We start from the raw sequence: 20,435 nt of genomic DNA on the forward strand, positions 1-20,435 counted from the left end.
CCTTGAAACGATTGTATGCCCAAATCAGGTAAAATAACAGGTTATGAGAAATAGCCGTCAACGATCATCCAATTTATCCCCCGCTGCCAAGGCAGCGCAAACTCCGCGCCATGCCAGCATTGAATCACTCGACCAGGAAGGACGGGGCGTTGCCCATGTCGATGGTAAGGTGATTTTTATCGAAGGGGCCCTGCCATTTGAAGAAGTCCTGTTTGTTTCGCACCATGTCAAATCGACTTATGAGCTGGCGACCGCGACTGAGGTGCTGAAAGCTTCGAGTCAGCGCGTAACCCCTGGCTGTGCTTATTTTGGCATTTGCGGTGGCTGTGCCATGCAACATCTGGAGTTTTCGGCACAGGTCGCAGCCAAGCAACGCATGCTGGAAAATGATTTGTGGCATATTGGCCGTGTCAAACCTGCCAAGATTTTACCGCCTATTCAGGGCACGCCTTGGCACTACCGGCACAAAGCCCGTTTACGCGTGCGCTATGTCGAGAAAAAGGGTGGGGTGCTGGTGGGCTTTAATGAAAAGGGCAGCAGCTATGTCACTTTTATGGACAGCTGTGAAGTCCTGACCCAACCGGTGTCGGATTTGATCTTGCCGTTGAAAGCGTTGATTGGACAGCTCTCGGTTAAACAGTCGCTGCCACAGATTGAACTGGCGGTAGGTGAAGATGCTACGGTACTGGTGCTACGCATTCTGGAAGCGCTGACCGAGGCCGATGTGGCCTTGTTGAAAACCTTTGAAGAGGCGCATGGTGTGCAAATGTGGACGCAAACCAAAGGTCCCGACACGGTCAAGCCTTTGTTTGATCATGGCGATAAATTGCACTACAGCCTGCCTGAGTTTGGTTTGGAGTATCCCTTTAATCCGACGGAGTTTACGCAGGTCAACCCTGCCATCAACCGCGTCATGATCCGTCGTGCCATGCAGTTGTTGCAGCCGCAGGCGGGTGAGCGCATTGCCGATTTTTTCTGTGGGCTCGGTAATTTTACCTTGCCGATTGCGCGCAGTGGCGCCACGGTATATGGGGTGGAAGGTGCGCAGGCGCTGGTGAAGCGGGCGATTGAAAACGCAGGCCTCAATGGCGTGACCAATGTCGAGTTTGCCGAGTCTGATCTGTTTGATATGACGCCTGAGTTATTATTGGCCTTGGGCGCGTTTGACAAATGGCTGATTGATCCCCCGCGTGATGGTGCGATTGAACTGATCAAGGCATTGCCCGAGGCTGAAGATCCTAATGACAGTCACGCGCCCTCGCGCATTGTTTATGTCTCTTGTAACCCTTCCACGCTGGCACGCGATGCTGCCATTCTGACTCAGGTCAAGGGTTACCGCTTAGAGGCGGCCGGGGTGATGAATATGTTTCCGCATACGGCGCACGTTGAATCGATTGCTGTGTTTGAGAAGGATTGATGTGCTAGCTGTTCCTCTGCGCTGGCTCAAGCTGGCGCACCTTTTGGCGTTGATCTGTTTAGGGGTAGGGGTGGCCAGCTGTCATTCCTCCAATGCACCGAATACACTGGTGTTTGCAGTGGCGCAGGCGCCACTCAATCTGGATCCGCGCTATGCCACCGATGCGGCTTCAGAGCGGGTCAATCGCCTGGTTTATCAGCGTCTGGTCGAGTTTGATGCCGCTTCACACGAGGTCGCCGGGTTGGCTTCGTGGCAGCAACTGGATGCCCTGCATTACCGTTTTCACTTGCTGCGGGCCCCAGTATTTCATGATGGCCAGCCTTTGACTGCCACCGATGTGAAAGCGACTTACGATAGCCTGCTCACACTCAAAGACTCGCCCCATACTGCCGAATTCAGGCATATTCGTCGCATTAGCACCCCGGATGCTAAGACCATAGACTTTACGTTGGCGCATGCCGATCCCCATTTCGCGGCGCGTATGATTGTCGGCATCCTCCCCGCACGATTAATTGCGGCTGCGCATGACTTTAGCCATGCGCCAGTGGGCAGTGGGCCGTTCAAGTTCGATGGCTGGTCATCTGCGCTGGTGCTGGAGCGATTGGGAGATGGACTCAAGGTGCGCTTTGAAGAAGTCAAAGACCCGAATGTGCGCGTGCTCAAGCTCAAGCGTGGTGAGGCCGATTTGATTCAGGGCGATTTACCGCCTGAGCTGGTCAAGTATCTGCAAACACAGGCGAATATCACGGTGAATACCGGGGTGGGCGCCAATTATTCTTATCTGGGCATTAATGCCCAGGCAGATTTTTTAAAGGATGCGCGCGTGCGGCAAGCGATTGCGTATGCGATTGATCCTCAGGCCATCATCGATAAAGTCATGGTCAGTCAAAGTCGGCAAGCCAGTGCCATCCTGCCGCCCGAGCATTATGCGGGCAATGCGCAATTGCAGCCATATCATTACGATCCTGCTCGCGCCAGGGAGTTATTAGCAGCTGCCGGGGTCAAGCTGCCATTGACGCTGATCTATAAAACCAGCACAGACCCGCAACGGGTGCGGCTGGCGACGATTTTGCAGGCACAGATGCAAGCCGCAGGCATAGACTTGCAAATCAAGAGCCTGGATTGGGGCACTTTTTTTGCCGATGTGCAAAAAGGCAATTTTCAACTTTACGGCTTAACCTGGGTGGGCATTAAAACCCCGGAAATCTACGGCAAAGTCTTTGGCTCCAAGAGTATCCCGCCCACAGGTTTTAACCGAGGGCGGTATCAGGATGCCCAACTGGATGCCTTGCTGGAGAAAGAAGACTGGGCTGCCGTCACGCAACGTGTCCACCAGCAGTTGCCCGTGATTCCACTCTGGTATGAAGGTCAGTTTGCCGCCTATCGAGGATCAATTAAACGCTATACCCCGGCGCCGGATGGCAATTGGGATGGGTTGACCAAAGTGGCTTTTCACGCTGCGCCACATTAAGCTTGCTTAAACCGGGGCCTGAACACCAAACCAGTGGCCAATCAGCGCCGTGGCGACCATGGCCAGCGCGCCCCAGATCACCACGCGGATGACGCTTTTGCTGACACTGGCACCGCCAGTACGTGCTGCCACCATGCCTAGCAAGGCCAAAAATGGCAAGGTGCTGAACATCAGCCACGACTGCACTTGTGCATGCGGGGCGAGTAGCGTGGTCAGCAATGGCAATAGCGCGCCGCTAGAAAAGGCTAATGCCGAGGCAAATGCGGCTTGCAGTGGTTTAGCTTGGTTGATGTCATGCAAGCCTAATTCGTCACGCGCATGTGCCTCTAAAGAATCATGTTGTGACAGCTCTTGCGCGACCTGTTTTGCCAGCGCAGGCGACAAACCGCGCTGGATATAAATGCCAGTGAGTTCGCGCAACTCGCTTTCAGGGTTTTGTGTGAGCTCTTGCGCCTCACGCGCCAGGTCGGCCTGTTCAATATCGGTTTGCGAGCTCACCGAGACATATTCGCCGGCAGCCATGGATAGCGCCCCCGCGACCAGCCCGGCGATGCCCGTCATCATTAATGCCTGTTGCGCAGTCCCTGCCGCTGCCACGCCCATCAGCAAACTGGCGGTAGAGATAATGCCATCATTGGCGCCTAATACGGCTGCACGTAACCAGCCACTGCGCTGTAAAAAATGTTTTTCATGATGTTGCATGGCGCACCTGTAGGATTGAGGGATTGCGATAGAGGGCCGAGTTTAAAAGCATTGGTGCAACGATTGTAATGCAATTTATATTGCCCCAGACGCTCGACTTGCAAATCTGCGGTCAACGGCCATGCAATTGCGATTAAATGCCTTAGAATAATAACTATGTATATTGATATTTCAATTCCGGCGCAAACACTGACCTTGTTTGATGACCAGGGCCAGCCGCGCAAACAGTACGCAGTGTCAACGGCGGCGAATGGGGTAGGCTGTGTCAAAAACAGCGGTTGTACACCGCTAGGTACCCATATTGTTCGCGCCAAAATTGGCGAGGGTGCGCCGGAAAACACCGTATTCGTTGGCCGCCGGCCCACGGGAGAGATTTTTACACCAGCCTTGAAACAGGCGTTTCCTGAACGTGACTGGATTCTAACCCGCATTTTATGGCTCAGTGGTACCGAGCCAGGTAAAAACCGCCTCGGAGAAGTAGACACCATGCAGCGGTATATTTACATTCATGGCACGCCTGACAGCACCGAGCTTGGCAAGCCCGGATCGCACGGCTGTGTACGCATGCGCAATACTGACCTGATTGAGTTATTTGATCTGGTGCCTGTGGGTACCCCAGTCCATCTGCACGAGGCGGATGATTAAGCGTTTATTGACATTGCTGCCTGTGGTGTTGGGGGTGCTCTGCCTGACATTCCTGCTACTACATCTGGTGCCGGGCGATCCGGTGGATGTCATGCTGGGCGAGTCTGCCAGTGCGGCCGACCGCGAGGCACTCAAAGCAGAACTCGGCCTGAATCAGCCAATGTGGCAGCAGTTTTTGCAATATACCGCCCATCTCTTGCATGGTGACTTTGGCGTCTCCATACACAAGCATACCGATATTTCAACCTTGTTGCTGCAAACCTATCCAGCGACCATGCTATTGGCGGTGTCGGCCTTGTGCATAGGCATCAGTATTGGTGTGCCGCTGGGCGTTTGGTCTGCACTCAAGGCAGGACATTGGCAAGACGTGATGATCACCTTGTTCAGTATCCGTGTCGCGGCCATGCCTGCATTCTGGCTCGGGCCCTTGCTCATGCTGGTGTTTGCCGTCTGGCTGGGCTGGTTGCCCGTGAGCGGGATGGAAAGCGCGGCAAGTGTAGTGTTGCCCGCGCTGACTCTGGGCTTGGGCTTAAGTGCCATTCTTACGCGCATGACACGCACCAGCTTGCTCGAGGTCTTGCATGAAGACTATATCCGCACGGCGCGCGCCAAAGGCTTAAGTGAGCAACAAGTGATCCTTAAACATGCCCTGCGGGCGGCCTTGTTGCCGCTGGTGACCATTGTTGGTCTGCAAATGGGCAGTTTGCTGGCCGGGGCGGTGATCACAGAAACCATTTTTGGCTGGAATGGCGTCGGCCGCCTGCTGGTGGATAGCATAGAAAAACGCGACTACCCGGTGACGCAAGCCTGTGTGCTGGTGATTGCCTTGAGCTATGTACTGATTAACCAGGGCACAGATTTGGCCTATCGCTGGCTGGATCCACGCACGCGAGGTCAGGCATGAAGACCTTTTCGCTGCTGACCCTGGCGTTTTGGCTGCTGGCGGTACTGCTTGGTCGCCTGGTCGAGATGAGTCCCAACCAGATTGATCTGGATGCGATTTTGCAGTGGCCAAGTGCACAACACTGGCTGGGGACTGATGATCTGGGCCGTGACATTCTGGCACGCGTGTTACATGGCGTGGAAGTGTCATTCATGGTGACGGTGATTGTGACGACCATGACCATGGCGATAGGGCTGACGATAGGCTTGCTGGCCGGGTATCATGGCGGCAGACTGGATGATGTACTCATGCAAATCACCAGTATTTTTCTGGCGTTTCCCGGGATCTTGCTGGCGATTGCGTTTGCCGCCGTGCTGGGTGCGGGTCTCAATAACCTGATCCTGGCCTTATGTCTGACCGGCTGGGTGACCTACGCCAGACTATCGCGCGGGCAAGCTCTGGCACTACGCCAGCGCCTGCATGTGCTGGCGGCCGAGTCATTGGGCGCTGGTGCATGGCGCATCATGTTGCGCCACATCTTGCCGCTAGTGCTGTCGATTTTAATGGTTGAGGCCGCCTACAGCATGGCCAGTGTCATGATTGCCGAAGCTTCGCTGTCCTTTCTTGGCCTGGGGATTCAGGCCCCGGAGGCCTCATGGGGTGCCATGTTGCGTGATGCGGTGCGCTTTATGCTGGTCGCCCCCCATTATGTGTTGACCGTAGGCGTGTGCATGATGAGTCTGATCCTAGCAATTAACTTGGGGGGGGATGTCCTGCGGGACAAGCTGGATGTGCGTCAGGGAGTGCAAGCATGAAAAAACAATACCGTTATTACGATCTGATCATGGCCGCATTTGCGGTCGTGCTGGTTTGTTCCAACCTGATCGGCCCCGGTAAAATCACTGAAATCCACGCCCCTGTGCTGGGGGCACTCACGTTTGGCGCGGGCATCATGTTTTTCCCCATCAGTTTTATTTTTGGCGATATCCTCACTGAGGTGTATGGCTATGCCGCCTCGCGTCGCGTCATTTGGACCGGCTTTATCTGCCTGGCTTTTGCCAGCCTGATGGCCTGGGTGATTGTGGCCTTGCCGCCCGCACCGGACTGGCATGATCAGGCGGCCTATCAATCTGTGTTTGGCTCGACCGCCCGCATAGCGCTGGCTTCGCTGGTGTCTTTTGTGGCCGGTGAGTTTGTGAATTCATTTGTCCTGGCCAAAATGAAAGTGTTGACCAGTGGCCGCTGGTTATGGAGCCGCACCATAGGCTCGACCATTTTTGGCGAGGCGGTTGATACCATGTTATTTTTTCCGCTGGCCTTTTATGGCTCAGGCGAATTCCCAGATGCCATGATGCCGCAAATTGTGCTGGCGCAATTTACGGCCAAAGTGCTGGTAGAAGTCGCTTTCACGCCAGTCACCTATAAAATCGTCGCTTTTCTCAAACGGGCAGAAAAAGAAGACTATTACGATACCCATACCGACTTTAGCCCGTTTAAGCTTTAAACTGGCTACCTTTGACAACTTCTGATTATCGGAACCCCATTGACCCTGATTAACTGGTACGAAAAAAACAAAACACAAGCCGCTGACTGGCAGTCAGAAGCGGGTAACCCTGCGCCCAAAGCCGTGGTGATTGCAGACGACACCACCAAAGCGGATGAAGCCTACCGTCTGGCGTGTGAGGGCACCGCCTTGCTATATCGCGGTGACTTTCAAAATGCCAAGCAATTGCTGCAAGCGATTACGCGGCGTGTAGACCGAAAACCAGTCAAACCGGCGGCTAGCCTGCTGGAAGCGTTTCACCAGCATCGCGCGCGCCAGATCGGTCGTGCCAATATTACGAATAAAGTATTAATCGAGCTTAAATATGGTGCCTGCGATTTACCGCGTGCGCCAGACGTTAAAGCGGCTGTGCAGGCGGCTTTGATTGTGGATGACAACACAGGCAAACTGCCTGCAAGACTTGTGCTCTCATTGCGTGAGTTGCTAGGCATGGTGGGCGCGCATGAATGGCGTAAAAAAGGCGTGCCGATTCATGCGCTGAATGCCAATATACATGCGCATTACGGGGTGTATTCGCCCATACGTGGTGAGTATCTCGACCTCATTGACCAGGCGCCGCTTAGTAGTCCGCAGGTGGCCTGGGATATTGGTACCGGCACGGGGGTGATTGCCGCCATTTTAGTAGCGCGGGGCGTCAAGCAAGTCGTCGCAACGGACAACCAGCCGCGAGCATTGACGTGTGCCACCGAAAACATCCAGCGGTTGAATATGCAAAGCCATATTCAAGTCATGCAGGCAGACTTGTTTCCAGCGGGTAGTGCGGACCTGATTGTCTGTAATCCTCCCTGGCTACCTGCCAAAGCGAATGCGCCGATTGAGCATGCCGTGTATGACCCCGAAAGCAAGATGCTGAAAGGCTTTTTAAGTGGCTTGAAAGCGCATTTAAATCCTGAGGGCGAGGGGTGGCTGATAATGTCTAATTTGGCTGAGCAGATTGGCTTGCGCCAGCCTGAGGCCTTAAATACATGGATCCATGAAGCAGGGTTGCAGGTGGTCGACAAGCTGGATATTGCGCCAACACATGCCAAGGCCAGCGATCAATCGGATCCGTTATATGCTGCCCGTGCCAAAGAAGTAACCAGTCTTTATCGGTTAAAATGCGTTTGAATTTTGAATAATAGGAATTTGTTATGTCTTTAGGTCCCGTCATGCTGGATGTGGTCGGCAAGGAACTCACCGCCGACGATATCCGCCGCTTGCAACATCCGCTAGTCGGCGGGGTGATTCTGTTTGCGCGTAACTTTGAGAGTTGCGCGCAGCTCAAGGCACTCACAGCCAGTATACATGCGGTGCGTCAGCCGCCGCTGCTGATTGCCGTGGATCATGAAGGCGGTCGCGTGCAGCGCTTCCGAGAAGGCTTTACCAAAATCCCGCCCATGCGCGAGTTTGGCCATATTTGGGACAAAAACCCACGCAAAGCGAAAGAGCTGGCGGTAGAGGCCGGGTATGTGCTGGGCGCAGAGCTAAGGGCGCATGGCGTGGATTTCAGCTTTACGCCAGTGTTGGATATGGACTATGGCGACAGCCTGGTGATTGGGGATCGCGCGTTTCACCGTGATCCGCAGGCGATTAATGAGTTGGCGTTTAGCCTGATGCAAGGCCTTAAAAAGGCTGGCATGGCTGCGGTAGGCAAACATTTCCCCGGGCATGGTTTTGTGGTGGCAGATTCGCATGTGAGCATTCCGGTGGATGATCGCGAGTTTGACCAGATTGCACAAAACGATATGCAGCCGTTTGTACGCATGATAGACGAGGGCTTGCATGCGGTGATGCCCGCACATGTGATTTATCCCAAGGTCGATGATAAACCGGCCGGCTTCTCGTCCCGCTGGCTTCAAAAAGTGCTGCGTGAGCGCTTGGGTTTTAATGGTGTGATTTTCAGTGATGACTTGAGTATGGAGGGCGCCACCGTGGCAGGCGACGTCACTGCACGAACCATGGCTGCTTTGGACGCCGGGTGCGATATGGTGTTGTTATGCAACCGCCCGGACTTGGCCGATGAATTGTTGAACAAGTTAACGTGGAAGATTTCTGCACAAAGTATTGCGCGCCTGGCACGTATGCATGGTGGTCATCATCCGCAGGATATGGTGGCATTACGTGAGTCTGCGGCCTATGTAGAAGCGGTCAAGCGTGTGGCCATGGTCGGTCAAAAAGAGGCGGATTTGTTTGCTTGAAGCCGGACGGTTGCGGTAAGCTAGACAATTATTGATGACAATCTAATCACGGCGTAAACATCGGTATCAATTATGAAATGGATCATTCTTGGCATTTTCTTGGCTTCGGTCAGTTATGTGCACTTCAGGGGCAAGGTTAGGCACCGCTTTTATCGCCAGATATTTGACCATTCCGGCATTGTTTCGCCATTCAATGTATTTTTATACCTGTTCTCCAAAGCGCCGACCACGCCGTATTTGCCGGTGCATGACTTCCCGGAACTGAAAGCGATCACCGACCGCTGGCAAGAGATCCGTGAAGAAGCGTTGTATGTACGCGAACAGGAGCGCATTGCTGCGGCCAAGACCAATAACGATGCCGGGTTTAACTCGTTTTTTAAAACCGGCTGGAAACGTTTTTATCTTAAGTGGTATGACGCACATCATCCCTCTGCCAGCATTTACTGCCCAAAAACAGTCGCCTTACTGCAAAGCATCCCCAGCGTCAAAGCTGCCATGTTTGCCGAGCTGCCGCCGGGCGCGCATCTTCGTCCGCACCGTGATCCCTATGCTGGCTCTTTGCGCTTTCATCTAGGGCTTGCCACCCCTAATGACGATCAGTGTTTTATCCGCGTTGATGGTGAGGATTACAGCTGGCGTGATGGACAGGCCGTCATGTTTGATGAAACCTATATCCATGAAGCCTATAACAAGACCGATGAAACGCGTGTGATTCTGTTTTGCGACATTGAGCGCCCCATGCGCTACCGCTGGGCGCAGACAGTCAATCGGTTTCTGGCCAATACCATCGTTACTGCGGCCAGCTCGCCAAATGAAGCCGGGGACCAGACCGGCGTCATTAACCGCCTGTTTCATTATGCCTGGGTGATCGGTCAGTACCGCCGCCGTTTTAAAAAGTGGAATAAAACCGTTTATCAAATCACGCGCATCGTGCTGATTGCGGTAGTCATTTACGGGCTGTGGAAGCTGTAAACTGAACGATTGTTCACACAAATGTCACGCAAAGCCTTGAAACTTTAGGTGTTTGCCATTATCTTAACTACAGAAGCTGCTTTTAGTTTTAATTGAAAAGAGGAAATACACTATGTCAGATATGCAAGTTTTAGGTCGTGACGGTCAATTATCCGAAACGCAAAATCGCGTACTGCGCAATACATACGCCTTGCTGGGTTTGAGCATGGTGCCAACCGTGATCGGTGCCTATGTTGGCCTGCAGATGAATTTTGGCTGGATGGCGGCACACCCGTTCATGTTCTTTATCGGTTTTATGGCTGTCATGTTTGGTATGTTTAAACTGATTGCGGTTAACCAGAACAGCGGTGTAGGCGTGTGGTTGTTGTTGGCACTGACGTTTGTCTTTGGTGTGATGCTTGGCCCTATCCTGCAATTTGCCCTGCATCTGCGCAACGGCGCTGAAATTGTAGGCTTGGCTGCTGCCGGGACTGGGATCACTTTCTTAAGCTTGGCTGGCATTGGTTCTTCCCCAGCCCGTGACTTCAGCGGTATCGGCAAGTTCCTGATGATAGGTCTGATTCTGGCCATTGTCGCTGGTTTGGCTAATATGTACTTCCAGATTCCAGCCTTGTCATTGGCAATCTCTGGTGTCTCAGTACTGATTTTCTCCGGCTACATTTTGTACGACGTGAACCAGATCGTGCGTGGCGGTCAGACCAACTATGTGATGGCGACCTTGAATCTGTATCTGGATATCTACAACCTGTTTGTGAACCTGTTGAATATTTTGCTGGCAGTATTAGGCAACCGCGACTAAGTTCTGAGTTTTTCCATCTCAAAAAACCCGCCAAGCATTTGGCGGGTTTTTTATTTGCATCAATTTAGTTCATGCGAAAAAAGAGTTTGTGATTGGTTGTTTTTAGCCAGCGTGGTTTATTTCAGCCATATGCATTACTGCTTTTAATGTGAGATATTTTTAAATTATTGATTTTATTAATAAAAAATACACTTAATTAAGTGGTTCGGTTTTTGCAGTATCTCCTCCACATGGAGGGGTGAAGTGCTTAATAAAAAAATAAAATCAGTATTGCTTTTAGGGGTTTATTCTTGTTTTTCAATCGCGGCAGATACCAATGATGCTGTTGTCTCTAGTAAAGAAGTCAAAGCTATTGAGTCAACAAAGGGCATTGAATTAGATGAGGTAGAGGTCAAGGCTAAGCGAAGAACTGTCATTACACCTTTGCCCGGATTAGTCATAGACCGGGAGCAAATGACCACTAATGTTCAAAGTATCAGTGGTAAAGAAATTGCGGATTCTAAATCAGTCAATATTACTGACTTAATGAATAGCACAATGCAATCTGTGACTATTAATGACTACACCGGTAATCCTTTTCAACAAGATCTAAATTTTCGTGGCTTTACAGCTTCACCTCAAATCGGTACGCCGCAGGGTATCTCTGTGTATTTAGATGGTGTAAGGGTTAATGAGGCTTTTGGAGAGGTTGTAAATTGGGATTTCATTCCCATGAATGCTATAGCCAGTCTTGACTTAATCCCTGGCTCTAATCCTTTATTCGGATTGAATACACTTGGCGGTGCTTTAGCAATTACCACGAAAAATGGTTTTACGCATAACCAGTTGCATGCAGAAATAATGGGAGGATCTTGGGGAAGGGAGCAGGCTCAGTTCTCAAATGGCTTCAATAATGGCAAGTTAGGATTATTTGTAGCCTATAACCATTTCAAAGAGGATGGCTGGAGAGATAACTCTCCTTCCAATGTACGTCAATTATTCACCAGCGCTAATTTACGAAGTGACTATGGTGAGGTTAGTTTGACGGCTTTGAATGTTGACACCGCTTTAACGGGTAATGGTGTAGTGCCTTATGAAATGTATGAGCAAGATAGGCGAGCAGTTTTTACATCTCCTGATCAGAACAAGAATGGGCTTGAGCACTACAATCTTACGGGTAGATTTGATCTAAATGATAATCTAACACTTTCTGGGTTGACGTATCGTCGCAGTGTTAAGCAGGGGGCTATTGGTTCAGACTTTTACGATGGCTTCCCGGCGATGTCTAATCGTATCGGCATTTCAACGCCATTGTGTGCTGATGGGAGCTATCCTGATGGCGGCACTAACTCTGATAGTCCAGGTTCTGGTTGTGCAGGTTTATTGCCTAATGGTGTATTAAGTAATTCGAACTTGGATCAGGGCTCAAAAGGGCTTGCATTTCAGTTAAATCACGTCACCGATAAAAATCAATTCACTGCTGGTGTCACTTATGACACGAATGATATTAATTTTAAGCAAAGTGAAATGTTTGCCGATATTGGCCCTGACCGTCGGTTGATTGAAAACTCAAGTTATTACACAGACTATGGCTTGATTGCCGCAGAATTTCCGATAGTCAGAAATCGTCTAACCGGTAGTAGCACTACAAAAAGTATTTTTTTGAGTGATACTTGGTCACCTGTCGAAACTGTTCATTTCACACTTGGAGCAAGGTTCAATCATACTCGAGTTAAGAATTATCTTGAGTCAGAGCGTGGTAAGGCGTTATATCAGTTTGATAATCCAACTAGTTATTTTGATTCTGACAATGACAGGTGTGCAGAGAATGACAGTGACTCTGAAGCGCGTTTCATTTGTACAAAAGGAAATTATTTGTACCGAAGCTTCAATCCCTCTGCAGGCTTTGCATGGGAAGTTAAGCCAAATTTGGTAGCTTATGGCAACGTAAGTAGGGGGGCACGTACCCCTTCGGTCATTGAGCTTGGTTGTGCTATTGACAGAACGCAAATCGTTAACGACGTAAATTTCCAATTTGGTTGCGCGATCCCAACATCACTTACGGCTGACCCTTATCTCAAGCAGGTACGATCTACATCTTACGAGGCAGGAACCAGAGGGGTATTGCAGAGCTTTTTAGGCAATCAACCTCTCAACTGGAATCTGAGTCTTTTTAGAACAGAGCTCTCAAACGATATTCTATTTGTACCCTTAGGTCGTAAGAATCGAGGGGTATTTGATAATTTTGGGGCAACCCTTAGGCAAGGAGTTGAAGCGAGTTTTTCGAGTACTTGGAACGCACACCGCTTCAGCTTTAACTACACCTGGATGAAAGCGACCTTTGAGTCGCCCTCATCAATAATTAACCCCAATAACAGTTCTAACGTTGTTGTTGATTCCCAGAATTATGTATATGTGAAGCCTGGTGATGAGTTGCCAGGAATGCCTAACCATATTATCCAAGCGAGTTGGAATTATACGCCTACTAAAAAGTTTGATATGACATTGAATATGGTGTTGCACTCATCATCTTATGTCCGGGGAAATGAGAATAACGAACACCAGCCACGTGCAGCAACAAACACTGTAGTGTCTGGCACAAACCGTGATCCTTATGACTATATCGGCAAAGGAACCATTCCCGGTTACGCCGTTTTTAATATTCGCGCCAATTACAAGTTTGATAACGGATTTTCCGCATTTGCGCGACTCGATAACTTATTTGACCGTGAATATGCCACAGCGGGAAATCTTGGTCGAACCCCATTTACCCCAGCCAGTGGTGGGGCTGCAACTGATTCTGCAGGATTTAACTACAACTCTGATCAATGGAAGAACACCACGTTTATTGGTCCTGGTGCGCCGCGAGCCATATGGTTTGGATTGAGTTATGACTTGGACTGGAAGTCAAGAAAAACCAAGCTTGATTAGGTGGTTGTTTTTATCAACCAATTGGCTCTCGGAAGTTGGTTTAAAACAACCTAAAAAATAGGCTTTTAGCTCGATATTATTTTTGACTCTATTAAATATATGATTTTAATGATTATTTGTATTTTTTATCTATTTGGCATGGCTTTTGCAAAGTCTCTATTGATAACTGATTAGTACAAAGGTATGTGAGGAGAATTATGAAAACGGTAAATATAACCAGTCTGCTGGCCGCAGTGTTCGGGTCATTTTTGGTGGCATCGGAAGCAAGTGCTGCTTTCGTTGATTTGCCGACTGCAAGAAATACACCTGGCTGTGGCAGGGCCAACTCTGTGTTGATTAGATGTGGCGGTGTTGCCAACTCAACAAACGATCCCTTATACATCCCGACCGGGACTTTGAAGGCGGATGGTACCTATAATTTCCCATCATCCTTGTCTTTAATTAATCAGGTAGATACAAACTTTTTGAGTGGTAGTGGTGCTACCTATTATTCAGGAAAGTTTTCGGATTATGTATTTATTGACTCCACCACAAATTCTGTTGTGATTGGTTCAAGATTGTTTTTCGGAACTCGTCCAGATGGTTTGAGAAATGTTGCAGAAGCGAACGACATTTTTCGTTATGGCTACAGCGGATTTAGCGTACAGGCTGGTTGGACACGTCTATCAGATTCAGATTTAAGACTTTACAGCGTTGCCTCATCCAATAAGGGGCTAGGCCAAGGCGCCGACGTTTATGATCCAAATGTTGTTGATTTTAGATCTGATATTAATGCCTCTGAGGGTAATCCATTATCAGGCTTATATTTAATTCGAACCAACGCCACTGCTTTTAAAGTCATTAACAACGCTATCGAAATTCGCCAGGGTGGTGAAGAGGGTCAATCTGTCCTATCAGTCAAGTTGTCAGGATATGCACCAACTAAACTAGAAGCAGGCATCCTCTCGGGTGAAAAAATTAATACTTATGGTGGAACTTACGCGAATGATATGAATATCAGTGGTGGACTGAACGTAAGTTACGGAAACACTCAGTTCAACGGTGCCGTAGTTGCAAACTCGAGTGCTGTTATCACAACCACACCCCAAACAAAAGTAACGTTCAATGGAGAATTCAATCAGCGTGTTGGCGCTCAGTTGGGTGGTGGTGGAGTTTTTGAATTCAATGGCGGGTACTCAGCAGGGAATAGCCCAGGTGCAGTAACTATTGATGGTGATGTTGTCTTTGGTACCGCTAATGAAACGCTTGTTGAAATCGGCGGATTAATACAGGGCACTGATTATGATCACTTGACTGTTAATGGCAACTTGACATTTGGAGGCATTCTCAAGCTTTCCTTTATCAATGGCTATTCAGGTAATGCCGGTGATTCGTTCGATTTATTTGACTTCACAAGTTCAAGTGGTGCTTTTGCTCAAATTGTTGCGCTTAATCCTTTGCAGAATGGCCTTAGTTGGAATTATGACGCTACCTCAGGTGTGCTCAGTGTGATTTCAGTAACACCGGTTCCAGAACCATCGGAGCTGGGTATGCTGCTTTGCGGTCTTGGTTTGGCAGGACTTATGGCAAGACGCAAAAAATAATTAGCCATTTTGTAAAGCTAAACAGCCATGAATTTATAACGTTTAATTTTGTTGATATAAAAATTGATAGGAGATCAAGCATGAAGCTTAAATTATTAATCTGCTCAACGTTGCTCGCAATGACTGCGATGTCTGCAGAAGCTGGCAACTTTCAAACACTGACCAATGGTAATGGCACTAATGTTTCTGCTGCTTTAGGAGGCTTCGTTCAGGGCTCAAATAACCAAAACGCCGATAAGCTCTATATAGAGACAGTTTCAGCAACTTACTTAACTGGCTACGATGATGTTTCCACCTCATTTGCTGATGGTGGTAGCGGCGATATTGTCGCTAGTTTAATTAATTACCGTACTTTTAGCGCAGGCACTACTTTATCGACTGGGACATTGACTTTGGTGGACTGGAAAGTTACTCGCGGGGTCGATTTGGCACCAGGGTCTGCACAAGCTGACATTTTTGATTTTGTTTATCGTGACAGTGCAGATAACACCTTGGTATTTGGTACTCGTTATTTGAACCGTGAAGACAACAGTGAAGAAGCTAACTATCTCTATCGTTACGGCTTTACTGGCTATAACACAGCAGCAGCGTGGACATACTCTTCTGATTATGATTTGAGAATGTATCAAGCCGCTAAAACAGACTCTACAGCAGGTGGATCAGTGTTTGCACTCTCTGAAGGTACCGTTCGTCAAATGGGTGACTTCAGCTTGACAGAAGAGAATCCATGGTCCGGCCTTTTCCTAGTAAAGACTGATGCAACTGCATACACCCTTGGTGCTAAGGCAATTGGCTTTTATCAGGCTGGTGAAGAGGGTCAAGACCCTGCAGGTGGTTTTATTGGAGGGTTTGTGCCAACTACCGTCACGCCAGTGCCTGAACCAGAAAATTTTGCTTTGATGATGTTAGGTTTAGGCGTGATTGCTGCAGCGCGTCGTCAAAAGAAACAAGCTTAATAACTAAAAAAGCATACTCGCTTTAACTTGAAAAATATTTTTTAAATAAGGGCGGTAACTCCGCCCACTTTTTGAGGGGAATCTCTATGAAAAATGTAATTAAAACTTCTGTACTGGCTGCATTATTGGCTCTGTCAACTCAAGCCTCTGCTAAAACTGCAACCTTTGATTTGAACTTTATTGCTACAAATAACTACGGCACAACTTCAAGCAGTGTAGGGTCTATTACGATGACTGATTTGGCTGACTTGAACTTAGGTGATGGTGCCAGTGGTGTTCGTGTTACTGTAAGCTTGAATAATCTGAGCCAGTTTGCTTCTGGTAATACCGGTGCAGTTTGGATTTCATCTTACGAGATGAACTTTGCAGGTACAGAAAATTTAGGGAATGATAACTACCGTAATGTGGCTGGTTTAGGCACAAACGATATTGAGTGGGAAGAAAACGGTTGCGTCAGTTATGGCGCCAGCTGTGGTACCCCTCAAAAAGGTTGGGGTGGTGCGACGGGTGATGCTGCTTGGGGACAAGAAATCAATTTTGCAACCAGCACTTTTACCAATGGTCAATTCTCAACGATTGATTATCTGAACGGTGGTGTTGCTGGCTACACAGGTTTCTCAGTGGATCAGTTTCTGGCAAATGCTGTAAGCAATAATGGCGACACTAATGCGCCTGATGCATATTTCTGGATTCGTATCCGTGGTAACACCGCTCAAAACGGTGGTGGTATGGCTTCAAGCGGCTACTGGGGTAATAGCTTCACTAATGGCTCAGGTAATGGCTTGAACTACCGTTTGAACGTGTTGGCTACATCTGCAACCGTTGTACCAGAAGCTGAAACATTTGCCATGATGATGGCAGGCTTGGGTCTGATTGGTGGCATCGTTCGCCGTCGCAAAGCTGTTTAATTTTAAGCTGTATCCGTTGTAAAACAAACCCGCCTTTGGCGGGTTTGTTGTTTTATATGGCTGTGATAAGCGCTTGTGATCTGGTCGTTATCCATTTGATTTGGCTAAGCGACGCTGCCTGAAGAAATCACTTAATAACGCGCCACACTCATCAGCCAAGACGCCATGACTCACCACACAGTGATGATTGAGTTTCTGCTCCGCCATCAAATTCACTACACTGCCGCAACAACCCGTTTTGGGGTCGCTGGCACCGTAAACCAGACGCGCAATTCTGGCATGTTGTATGGCGCCGCTACACATGGCACACGGCTCAAGGGTGACGTATAAAGTGCAGCCAACCAGTCTATAGTTACCTAAGTGCTGCGCTGCTTCACGCATGGCCTGGATTTCCGCATGGGCGGTGGGGTCATTAAGGCTGATGGGGGCGTTGCGGCCTTTGCCGATAATCTGCCCCTCTTTGACCACAATCGCGCCGACCGGGACCTCGCCCAGGTTTGCTGCCTCATTTGCCAGCGCGATGGCAATGCGCATAAATGCTTCGTCTTGCATGCTTATCTACTACTATTTTTATCGGCGAGGCGGATCAGTATGTACACCAGCCCCATGACAAATGCGCCGGCCAGCCAGATGGCGATTTCTTCATAAGTCGGTGTGGCATCTTGTACAGGGAGCACAATCAGTTTGCGCAAAAACATGACCAGTACCACCTCGACAAAGGTTTCTACCAGTAATTTGTGGCCGCGCAGGTAGCGAATTTCTGCCGAGATGAGGGCAGAGATGGACCATAACAGCATCAAGGTGCCCAAGGCGCGCAAAAAGCCATGAACCAGATTATGTGCGTAAGCCGCTTCCTTCACGTCGAGGAAAAATAGCCAGGTAAACATCAATACAGAAGTGGCCAGAGCAAGGCCGATAATAATATGCGCGAACCCATTGAGCCAAAGCATGGCCTTGATGGCGATGCGGTTGAGTGGTGCAAATTCTTCAGGTAGTTGTTCTTGCGACATATTGGATCCAATCAATGCGACAGCAAGGATGATAAATCATTTGCTAAGCAATTGCTCCAGTGGAATCTCGCAACAGGCTTTGAGCAGCCATTGCATGGCTTTGCCCATTTCGCTGGGCCGCTGTTGGCGCCAGGCAATAAAAGTGGGTCCCACCGGTTTCGGTTCTGATACCTGTTTTAGCACAAGTTTGCCCTGCGCAGCGGCCGCTTGTGCCATAAATTTGGGTAGATAGCCGATGGCAATTCCTGCCATTTGCGCCTTTAATTTTGTCTGCATGTCAGGCACGGTGAGTACATCCTGGCCGGAAAGAATGCCTGAGGTCCTTGGGGGCAGGTTGCGTGAACTATCTGCGGCCGCTACAACGCGATACTGCACAATATCACTGGCGCTGAGCGGCTCTGGTAATGCAGCAAGCGGATGATGCGGGGCCACAGAAAACACAAATTCCAGTTGTCCGAGCAAATGTGTAGAGAAGCCGCCGCCAGGCGGCGCATCTCCTGGAGCGCCGATAGAGATATCAGCCCGCCCCGTCTGTAATGCATCCCAACTCCCGCCATACACCTCACGGACCAGCTTCACCCGAGTGCCAAAGCCTTGCTGGTAAAAGGCTTGTAGTAGATTGAGTACCGGGTCGAAATCGAATAAATCGCTAATCGCAATGGCAATATCAGTTTCAATACCGGTCGCAACGCGTTGTACGCGGCGCTCCAGCGCATGGGCGGCATCTAGCAAATAACGGCCTTCTTTAAGCAGTTCGGCACCGGCTTCGGTTAGCGTGGCGCGGTGGCCACTGCGGTCAAAAAGCTCCAGCCCCAAATCTTCTTCCAGTCTGCGGATGGTGTAGGTGAGTGCCGAGGGGACACGGTATAGCGACTCAGCCGCGGCGGCAAAACTGCCTTTGCGGTCAATCGCATCAATGACTTCAAGGGCTTCGAGACTCAGTTTAATGGCCATAGCTGAAGGGATAAGGTTGAAAAAGGGCGGGGTGGTTCATCGCAGTTTAAGTGCTAACAGCTTCATCAAAAAATCTGAACAAGTGATGCAAAATGTTTTGCTATCTAAAGATTAAGTGTTTTTTTATCATACATTTAAACTTTCAAATGGAGTGAATAAATGTTGCATGTTCGCCCTTCAAATAGTCGTGGTTATGCTAATCATGGCTGGTTACAAAGCTTTCACAGTTTTTCTTTCGCCAGTTATTACGACCCTGAGCATATGAGCTACTCGGTGTTGCGGGTGATCAATGACGACAAAATCGCCCCTGACACGGGATTTGGTATGCATGGCCATCAGGACATGGAAATTATTACCTACATGTTGGCGGGGGAGTTGCGCCATACTGACAGCATGGGCCACAGCGCAGTGATTCGCGCGGGGGATGTGCAGCGCATGAGTGCGGGCACGGGTATCCGTCATAGTGAGATGAACGCCTCCTCGCAGACCACGGCCCATTTGCTACAAATCTGGATCACACCTGATACGCAAGGCTTGGCACCGGCGTATGAAGATAAAACCATCCCGCTGGCTGACAAGCAAAACCGCTGGGCCTTGATTGCTTCGTCTGATGCCCGCGCCGGGTCATTAAAAGTACATCAGGATCTGTCATTGTATGCCACGGTACTGACAGCAGAGGCTGCTTTGCCGGTTGAGGTCAATGCGGGACGTTGTGCTTACCTCCATATTGCATCCGGCACAGTGGTGATCGGTGGTCAACAGTTGCAGACAGGGGATGCCCTCAAGGTAGATGCCCTGGCTTCTCTCTCGATACTTGCTGCCCAAGACAGCGAAATATTATGGTTTGATCTGCCTGAAATGGTCGAATAATCGTTTTTACATTTTTTAAAGGAGCAATGACATGACTCAAGTTTCAATTGTTTATCACAGTGGGTATGGTCATACCGCTGAGCAAGCCAAAGCCGTGGCCCGTGGCGCGCAAAAGGTTGCGGGTGTGACCGTCAATCTGTTAACTGTGGATGAGGCGCAGCAGCAGTGGGATCTGCTCAAGGCCAGCGACGCCATTATCTTTGGCAGCCCAACCTATATGGGTTCGGCTTCAGGCCAGTTTAAAACCTTTATGGATGCCAGCTCCAAGGCCTGGTATACCCGTGACTGGAAAGACAAGATTGCGGCTGGCTTTACCACTTCTGCCAGCCAGAGTGGTGACAAGCTTAGTACCTTGATCCAGTTGGCTGTGTTTGCCGCACAGCATGGCATGATTTGGGTAGGCCAGGATTTGCTGCCGGGGAACAATAACAGTAATGGTTCGGTCAACGACTTAAACCGTTTGGGCAGCTTTTTAGGTGCCATGGCGCAGGCGAATGCTGACCAGGGCCCGGACTTGGCGCCGATTCAGAGTGACCTGCTCACGGCAGAGCACCTGGGTGAACGTGTGGCCAGTGTTGCGTTACGTTTTGCGAAAGCCGCTTAACTACGGCCTC

At 49.6% G+C, this 20,435-nt stretch carries 20 protein-coding genes; 16 read left to right on the forward strand and 4 right to left on the reverse strand.

The window, feature by feature from the left end; all coding sequences use genetic code 11:
• The first annotated feature begins 43 nt into the window (after positions 1–43).
• Entirely contained in the window at positions 44–1,417 is a 1,374-nt protein-coding gene (gene rlmD / locus ACFQ1T_RS07965; RefSeq protein WP_379075509.1) for a 23S rRNA (uracil(1939)-C(5))-methyltransferase RlmD, read from the forward strand.
• Between the two features lie 70 nt (positions 1,418–1,487).
• Positions 1,488–2,888: an ABC transporter substrate-binding protein gene (locus ACFQ1T_RS07970; protein ID WP_379076899.1), complete on the forward strand. Its 1,401-nt coding sequence runs from the start codon at positions 1,488–1,490 to the stop codon at positions 2,886–2,888.
• 6 nt (positions 2,889–2,894) lie between these two features.
• On the opposite strand, the gene ACFQ1T_RS07975 is transcribed toward ACFQ1T_RS07970, so the two are convergent.
• Positions 2,895–3,590, reverse strand: coding sequence for a VIT1/CCC1 transporter family protein (locus ACFQ1T_RS07975; RefSeq protein WP_379075512.1), 696 nt, complete (start codon positions 3,588–3,590; stop codon positions 2,895–2,897).
• A gap of 156 nt (positions 3,591–3,746) precedes the next feature.
• On the opposite strand from ACFQ1T_RS07975, the gene ACFQ1T_RS07980 reads away from it, so the two are divergent.
• The 12 genes from ACFQ1T_RS07980 (at position 3,747) to ACFQ1T_RS08035 (ending at position 16,987) form a co-directional block, all read left to right on the forward strand.
• Positions 3,747–4,235 (forward strand): L,D-transpeptidase family protein, encoded by a 489-nt coding sequence (locus ACFQ1T_RS07980; RefSeq protein WP_379075515.1) that lies wholly within the window; start codon positions 3,747–3,749, stop codon positions 4,233–4,235.
• Positions 4,228–5,139 carry a nickel ABC transporter permease gene (nikB, locus tag ACFQ1T_RS07985; RefSeq protein ID WP_379075518.1) on the forward strand — a complete coding sequence of 304 codons (912 nt, stop codon included), beginning with the start codon at positions 4,228–4,230 and terminating at the stop codon, positions 5,137–5,139. Before ACFQ1T_RS07980 ends, nikB begins: the two co-directional genes overlap by 8 nt.
• A complete protein-coding gene (locus tag ACFQ1T_RS07990) occupies positions 5,136–5,933 on the forward strand; it encodes an ABC transporter permease (RefSeq protein ID WP_379075521.1) in 798 nt (265 codons plus the stop codon). The genes nikB and ACFQ1T_RS07990 overlap by 4 nt, the downstream gene beginning before the upstream one ends.
• Entirely contained in the window at positions 5,930–6,622 is a 693-nt protein-coding gene (locus tag ACFQ1T_RS07995; RefSeq protein ID WP_194748192.1) for a queuosine precursor transporter, read from the forward strand. The genes ACFQ1T_RS07990 and ACFQ1T_RS07995 overlap by 4 nt, the downstream gene beginning before the upstream one ends.
• Before the next feature lie 39 nt (positions 6,623–6,661).
• Positions 6,662–7,789 carry a methyltransferase gene (locus tag ACFQ1T_RS08000; RefSeq protein WP_379075525.1) on the forward strand — a complete coding sequence of 376 codons (1,128 nt, stop codon included), beginning with the start codon at positions 6,662–6,664 and terminating at the stop codon, positions 7,787–7,789.
• Positions 7,790–7,812: 23 nt separating this feature from the next.
• Positions 7,813–8,859: a beta-N-acetylhexosaminidase gene (nagZ, locus tag ACFQ1T_RS08005; protein ID WP_379075528.1), complete on the forward strand. Its 1,047-nt coding sequence runs from the start codon at positions 7,813–7,815 to the stop codon at positions 8,857–8,859.
• Between the two features lie 72 nt (positions 8,860–8,931).
• Positions 8,932–9,831 carry a lipid A hydroxylase LpxO gene (lpxO, locus tag ACFQ1T_RS08010; protein WP_379075531.1) on the forward strand — a complete coding sequence of 300 codons (900 nt, stop codon included), beginning with the start codon at positions 8,932–8,934 and terminating at the stop codon, positions 9,829–9,831.
• A 112-nt stretch (positions 9,832–9,943) separates the two neighbouring features.
• Positions 9,944–10,630 carry a Bax inhibitor-1/YccA family protein gene (locus tag ACFQ1T_RS08015; RefSeq protein WP_275355822.1) on the forward strand — a complete coding sequence of 229 codons (687 nt, stop codon included), beginning with the start codon at positions 9,944–9,946 and terminating at the stop codon, positions 10,628–10,630.
• 243 nt (positions 10,631–10,873) lie between these two features.
• Positions 10,874–13,540 carry a TonB-dependent receptor gene (locus ACFQ1T_RS08020; protein ID WP_379075534.1) on the forward strand — a complete coding sequence of 889 codons (2,667 nt, stop codon included), beginning with the start codon at positions 10,874–10,876 and terminating at the stop codon, positions 13,538–13,540.
• Positions 13,541–13,737: 197 nt separating this feature from the next.
• Complete coding sequence (locus tag ACFQ1T_RS08025; RefSeq protein WP_338654764.1) at positions 13,738–15,123, forward strand: PEP-CTERM sorting domain-containing protein; 1,386 nt, start codon at positions 13,738–13,740, stop codon at positions 15,121–15,123.
• Between the two features lie 80 nt (positions 15,124–15,203).
• The gene (locus ACFQ1T_RS08030; RefSeq protein WP_379075537.1) at positions 15,204–16,079 is read left to right on the forward strand and encodes a PEP-CTERM sorting domain-containing protein; all 876 of its coding nucleotides are present in this window, start codon (positions 15,204–15,206) and stop codon (positions 16,077–16,079) included.
• A gap of 86 nt (positions 16,080–16,165) precedes the next feature.
• Positions 16,166–16,987: a PEP-CTERM sorting domain-containing protein gene (locus ACFQ1T_RS08035; RefSeq protein WP_379075540.1), complete on the forward strand. Its 822-nt coding sequence runs from the start codon at positions 16,166–16,168 to the stop codon at positions 16,985–16,987.
• Positions 16,988–17,074: 87 nt separating this feature from the next.
• Here ACFQ1T_RS08035 and tadA read toward each other — a convergent pair whose 3' ends face one another.
• The 3 genes from tadA to ACFQ1T_RS08050 are packed head-to-tail and all read right to left on the reverse strand — an operon-like array spanning position 17,075 to position 18,951.
• Complete coding sequence (gene tadA / locus ACFQ1T_RS08040; protein WP_313988374.1) at positions 17,075–17,539, reverse strand: tRNA adenosine(34) deaminase TadA; 465 nt, start codon at positions 17,537–17,539, stop codon at positions 17,075–17,077.
• Positions 17,540–17,541: 2 nt separating this feature from the next.
• Entirely contained in the window at positions 17,542–17,997 is a 456-nt protein-coding gene (locus tag ACFQ1T_RS08045) for a phosphate-starvation-inducible PsiE family protein (protein WP_194748184.1), read from the reverse strand.
• Between the two features lie 36 nt (positions 17,998–18,033).
• On the reverse strand, positions 18,034–18,951 hold the full coding sequence (locus tag ACFQ1T_RS08050; RefSeq protein ID WP_379075544.1) for a LysR family transcriptional regulator: 918 nt from the start codon (positions 18,949–18,951) through the stop codon (positions 18,034–18,036).
• Positions 18,952–19,110: 159 nt separating this feature from the next.
• Between ACFQ1T_RS08050 and ACFQ1T_RS08055 the strand changes: the two genes are divergently transcribed.
• Together ACFQ1T_RS08055 and ACFQ1T_RS08060 are read left to right on the forward strand one after the other, a co-directional pair.
• A complete protein-coding gene (locus ACFQ1T_RS08055) occupies positions 19,111–19,821 on the forward strand; it encodes a pirin family protein (protein WP_379075547.1) in 711 nt (236 codons plus the stop codon).
• 31 nt (positions 19,822–19,852) lie between these two features.
• Positions 19,853–20,425 carry a flavodoxin family protein gene (locus ACFQ1T_RS08060; RefSeq protein ID WP_194748181.1) on the forward strand — a complete coding sequence of 191 codons (573 nt, stop codon included), beginning with the start codon at positions 19,853–19,855 and terminating at the stop codon, positions 20,423–20,425.
• Positions 20,426–20,435: the final 10 nt, after the last annotated feature.

It is taken from the genome of Methylophilus glucosoxydans, from assembly GCF_042676145.1.
Lineage (GTDB): Bacteria > Pseudomonadota > Gammaproteobacteria > Burkholderiales > Methylophilaceae > Methylophilus > Methylophilus glucosoxydans.

Bases quoted from the DNA above. Each gene is read 5' to 3' on its own strand.
- rlmD (WP_379075509.1), top strand. From the start codon at position 44: ATGAGAAATAGCCGTCAACGATCATCCAATTTATCCCCCGCTGCCAAG.
- tadA (WP_313988374.1), bottom strand. From the start codon at position 17,539: ATGCAAGACGAAGCATTTATGCGCATTGCCATCGCGCTGGCAAATGAG.
- ACFQ1T_RS08045 (WP_194748184.1), bottom strand. From the start codon at position 17,997: ATGTCGCAAGAACAACTACCTGAAGAATTTGCACCACTCAACCGCATC.
- ACFQ1T_RS08050 (WP_379075544.1), bottom strand. From the start codon at position 18,951: ATGGCCATTAAACTGAGTCTCGAAGCCCTTGAAGTCATTGATGCGATT.
- ACFQ1T_RS08055 (WP_379075547.1), top strand. From the start codon at position 19,111: ATGTTGCATGTTCGCCCTTCAAATAGTCGTGGTTATGCTAATCATGGC.
- ACFQ1T_RS08030 (WP_379075537.1), top strand. From the start codon at position 15,204: ATGAAGCTTAAATTATTAATCTGCTCAACGTTGCTCGCAATGACTGCG.
- lpxO (WP_379075531.1), top strand. From the start codon at position 8,932: ATGAAATGGATCATTCTTGGCATTTTCTTGGCTTCGGTCAGTTATGTG.
- nikB (WP_379075518.1), top strand. From the start codon at position 4,228: ATGATTAAGCGTTTATTGACATTGCTGCCTGTGGTGTTGGGGGTGCTC.
- ACFQ1T_RS08025 (WP_338654764.1), top strand. From the start codon at position 13,738: ATGAAAACGGTAAATATAACCAGTCTGCTGGCCGCAGTGTTCGGGTCA.
- ACFQ1T_RS08060 (WP_194748181.1), top strand. From the start codon at position 19,853: ATGACTCAAGTTTCAATTGTTTATCACAGTGGGTATGGTCATACCGCT.
- ACFQ1T_RS08015 (WP_275355822.1), top strand. From the start codon at position 9,944: ATGTCAGATATGCAAGTTTTAGGTCGTGACGGTCAATTATCCGAAACG.
- nagZ (WP_379075528.1), top strand. From the start codon at position 7,813: ATGTCTTTAGGTCCCGTCATGCTGGATGTGGTCGGCAAGGAACTCACC.
- ACFQ1T_RS08035 (WP_379075540.1), top strand. From the start codon at position 16,166: ATGAAAAATGTAATTAAAACTTCTGTACTGGCTGCATTATTGGCTCTG.
- ACFQ1T_RS07975 (WP_379075512.1), bottom strand. From the start codon at position 3,590: ATGCAACATCATGAAAAACATTTTTTACAGCGCAGTGGCTGGTTACGT.
- ACFQ1T_RS07980 (WP_379075515.1), top strand. From the start codon at position 3,747: ATGTATATTGATATTTCAATTCCGGCGCAAACACTGACCTTGTTTGAT.
- ACFQ1T_RS07995 (WP_194748192.1), top strand. From the start codon at position 5,930: ATGAAAAAACAATACCGTTATTACGATCTGATCATGGCCGCATTTGCG.
- ACFQ1T_RS07990 (WP_379075521.1), top strand. From the start codon at position 5,136: ATGAAGACCTTTTCGCTGCTGACCCTGGCGTTTTGGCTGCTGGCGGTA.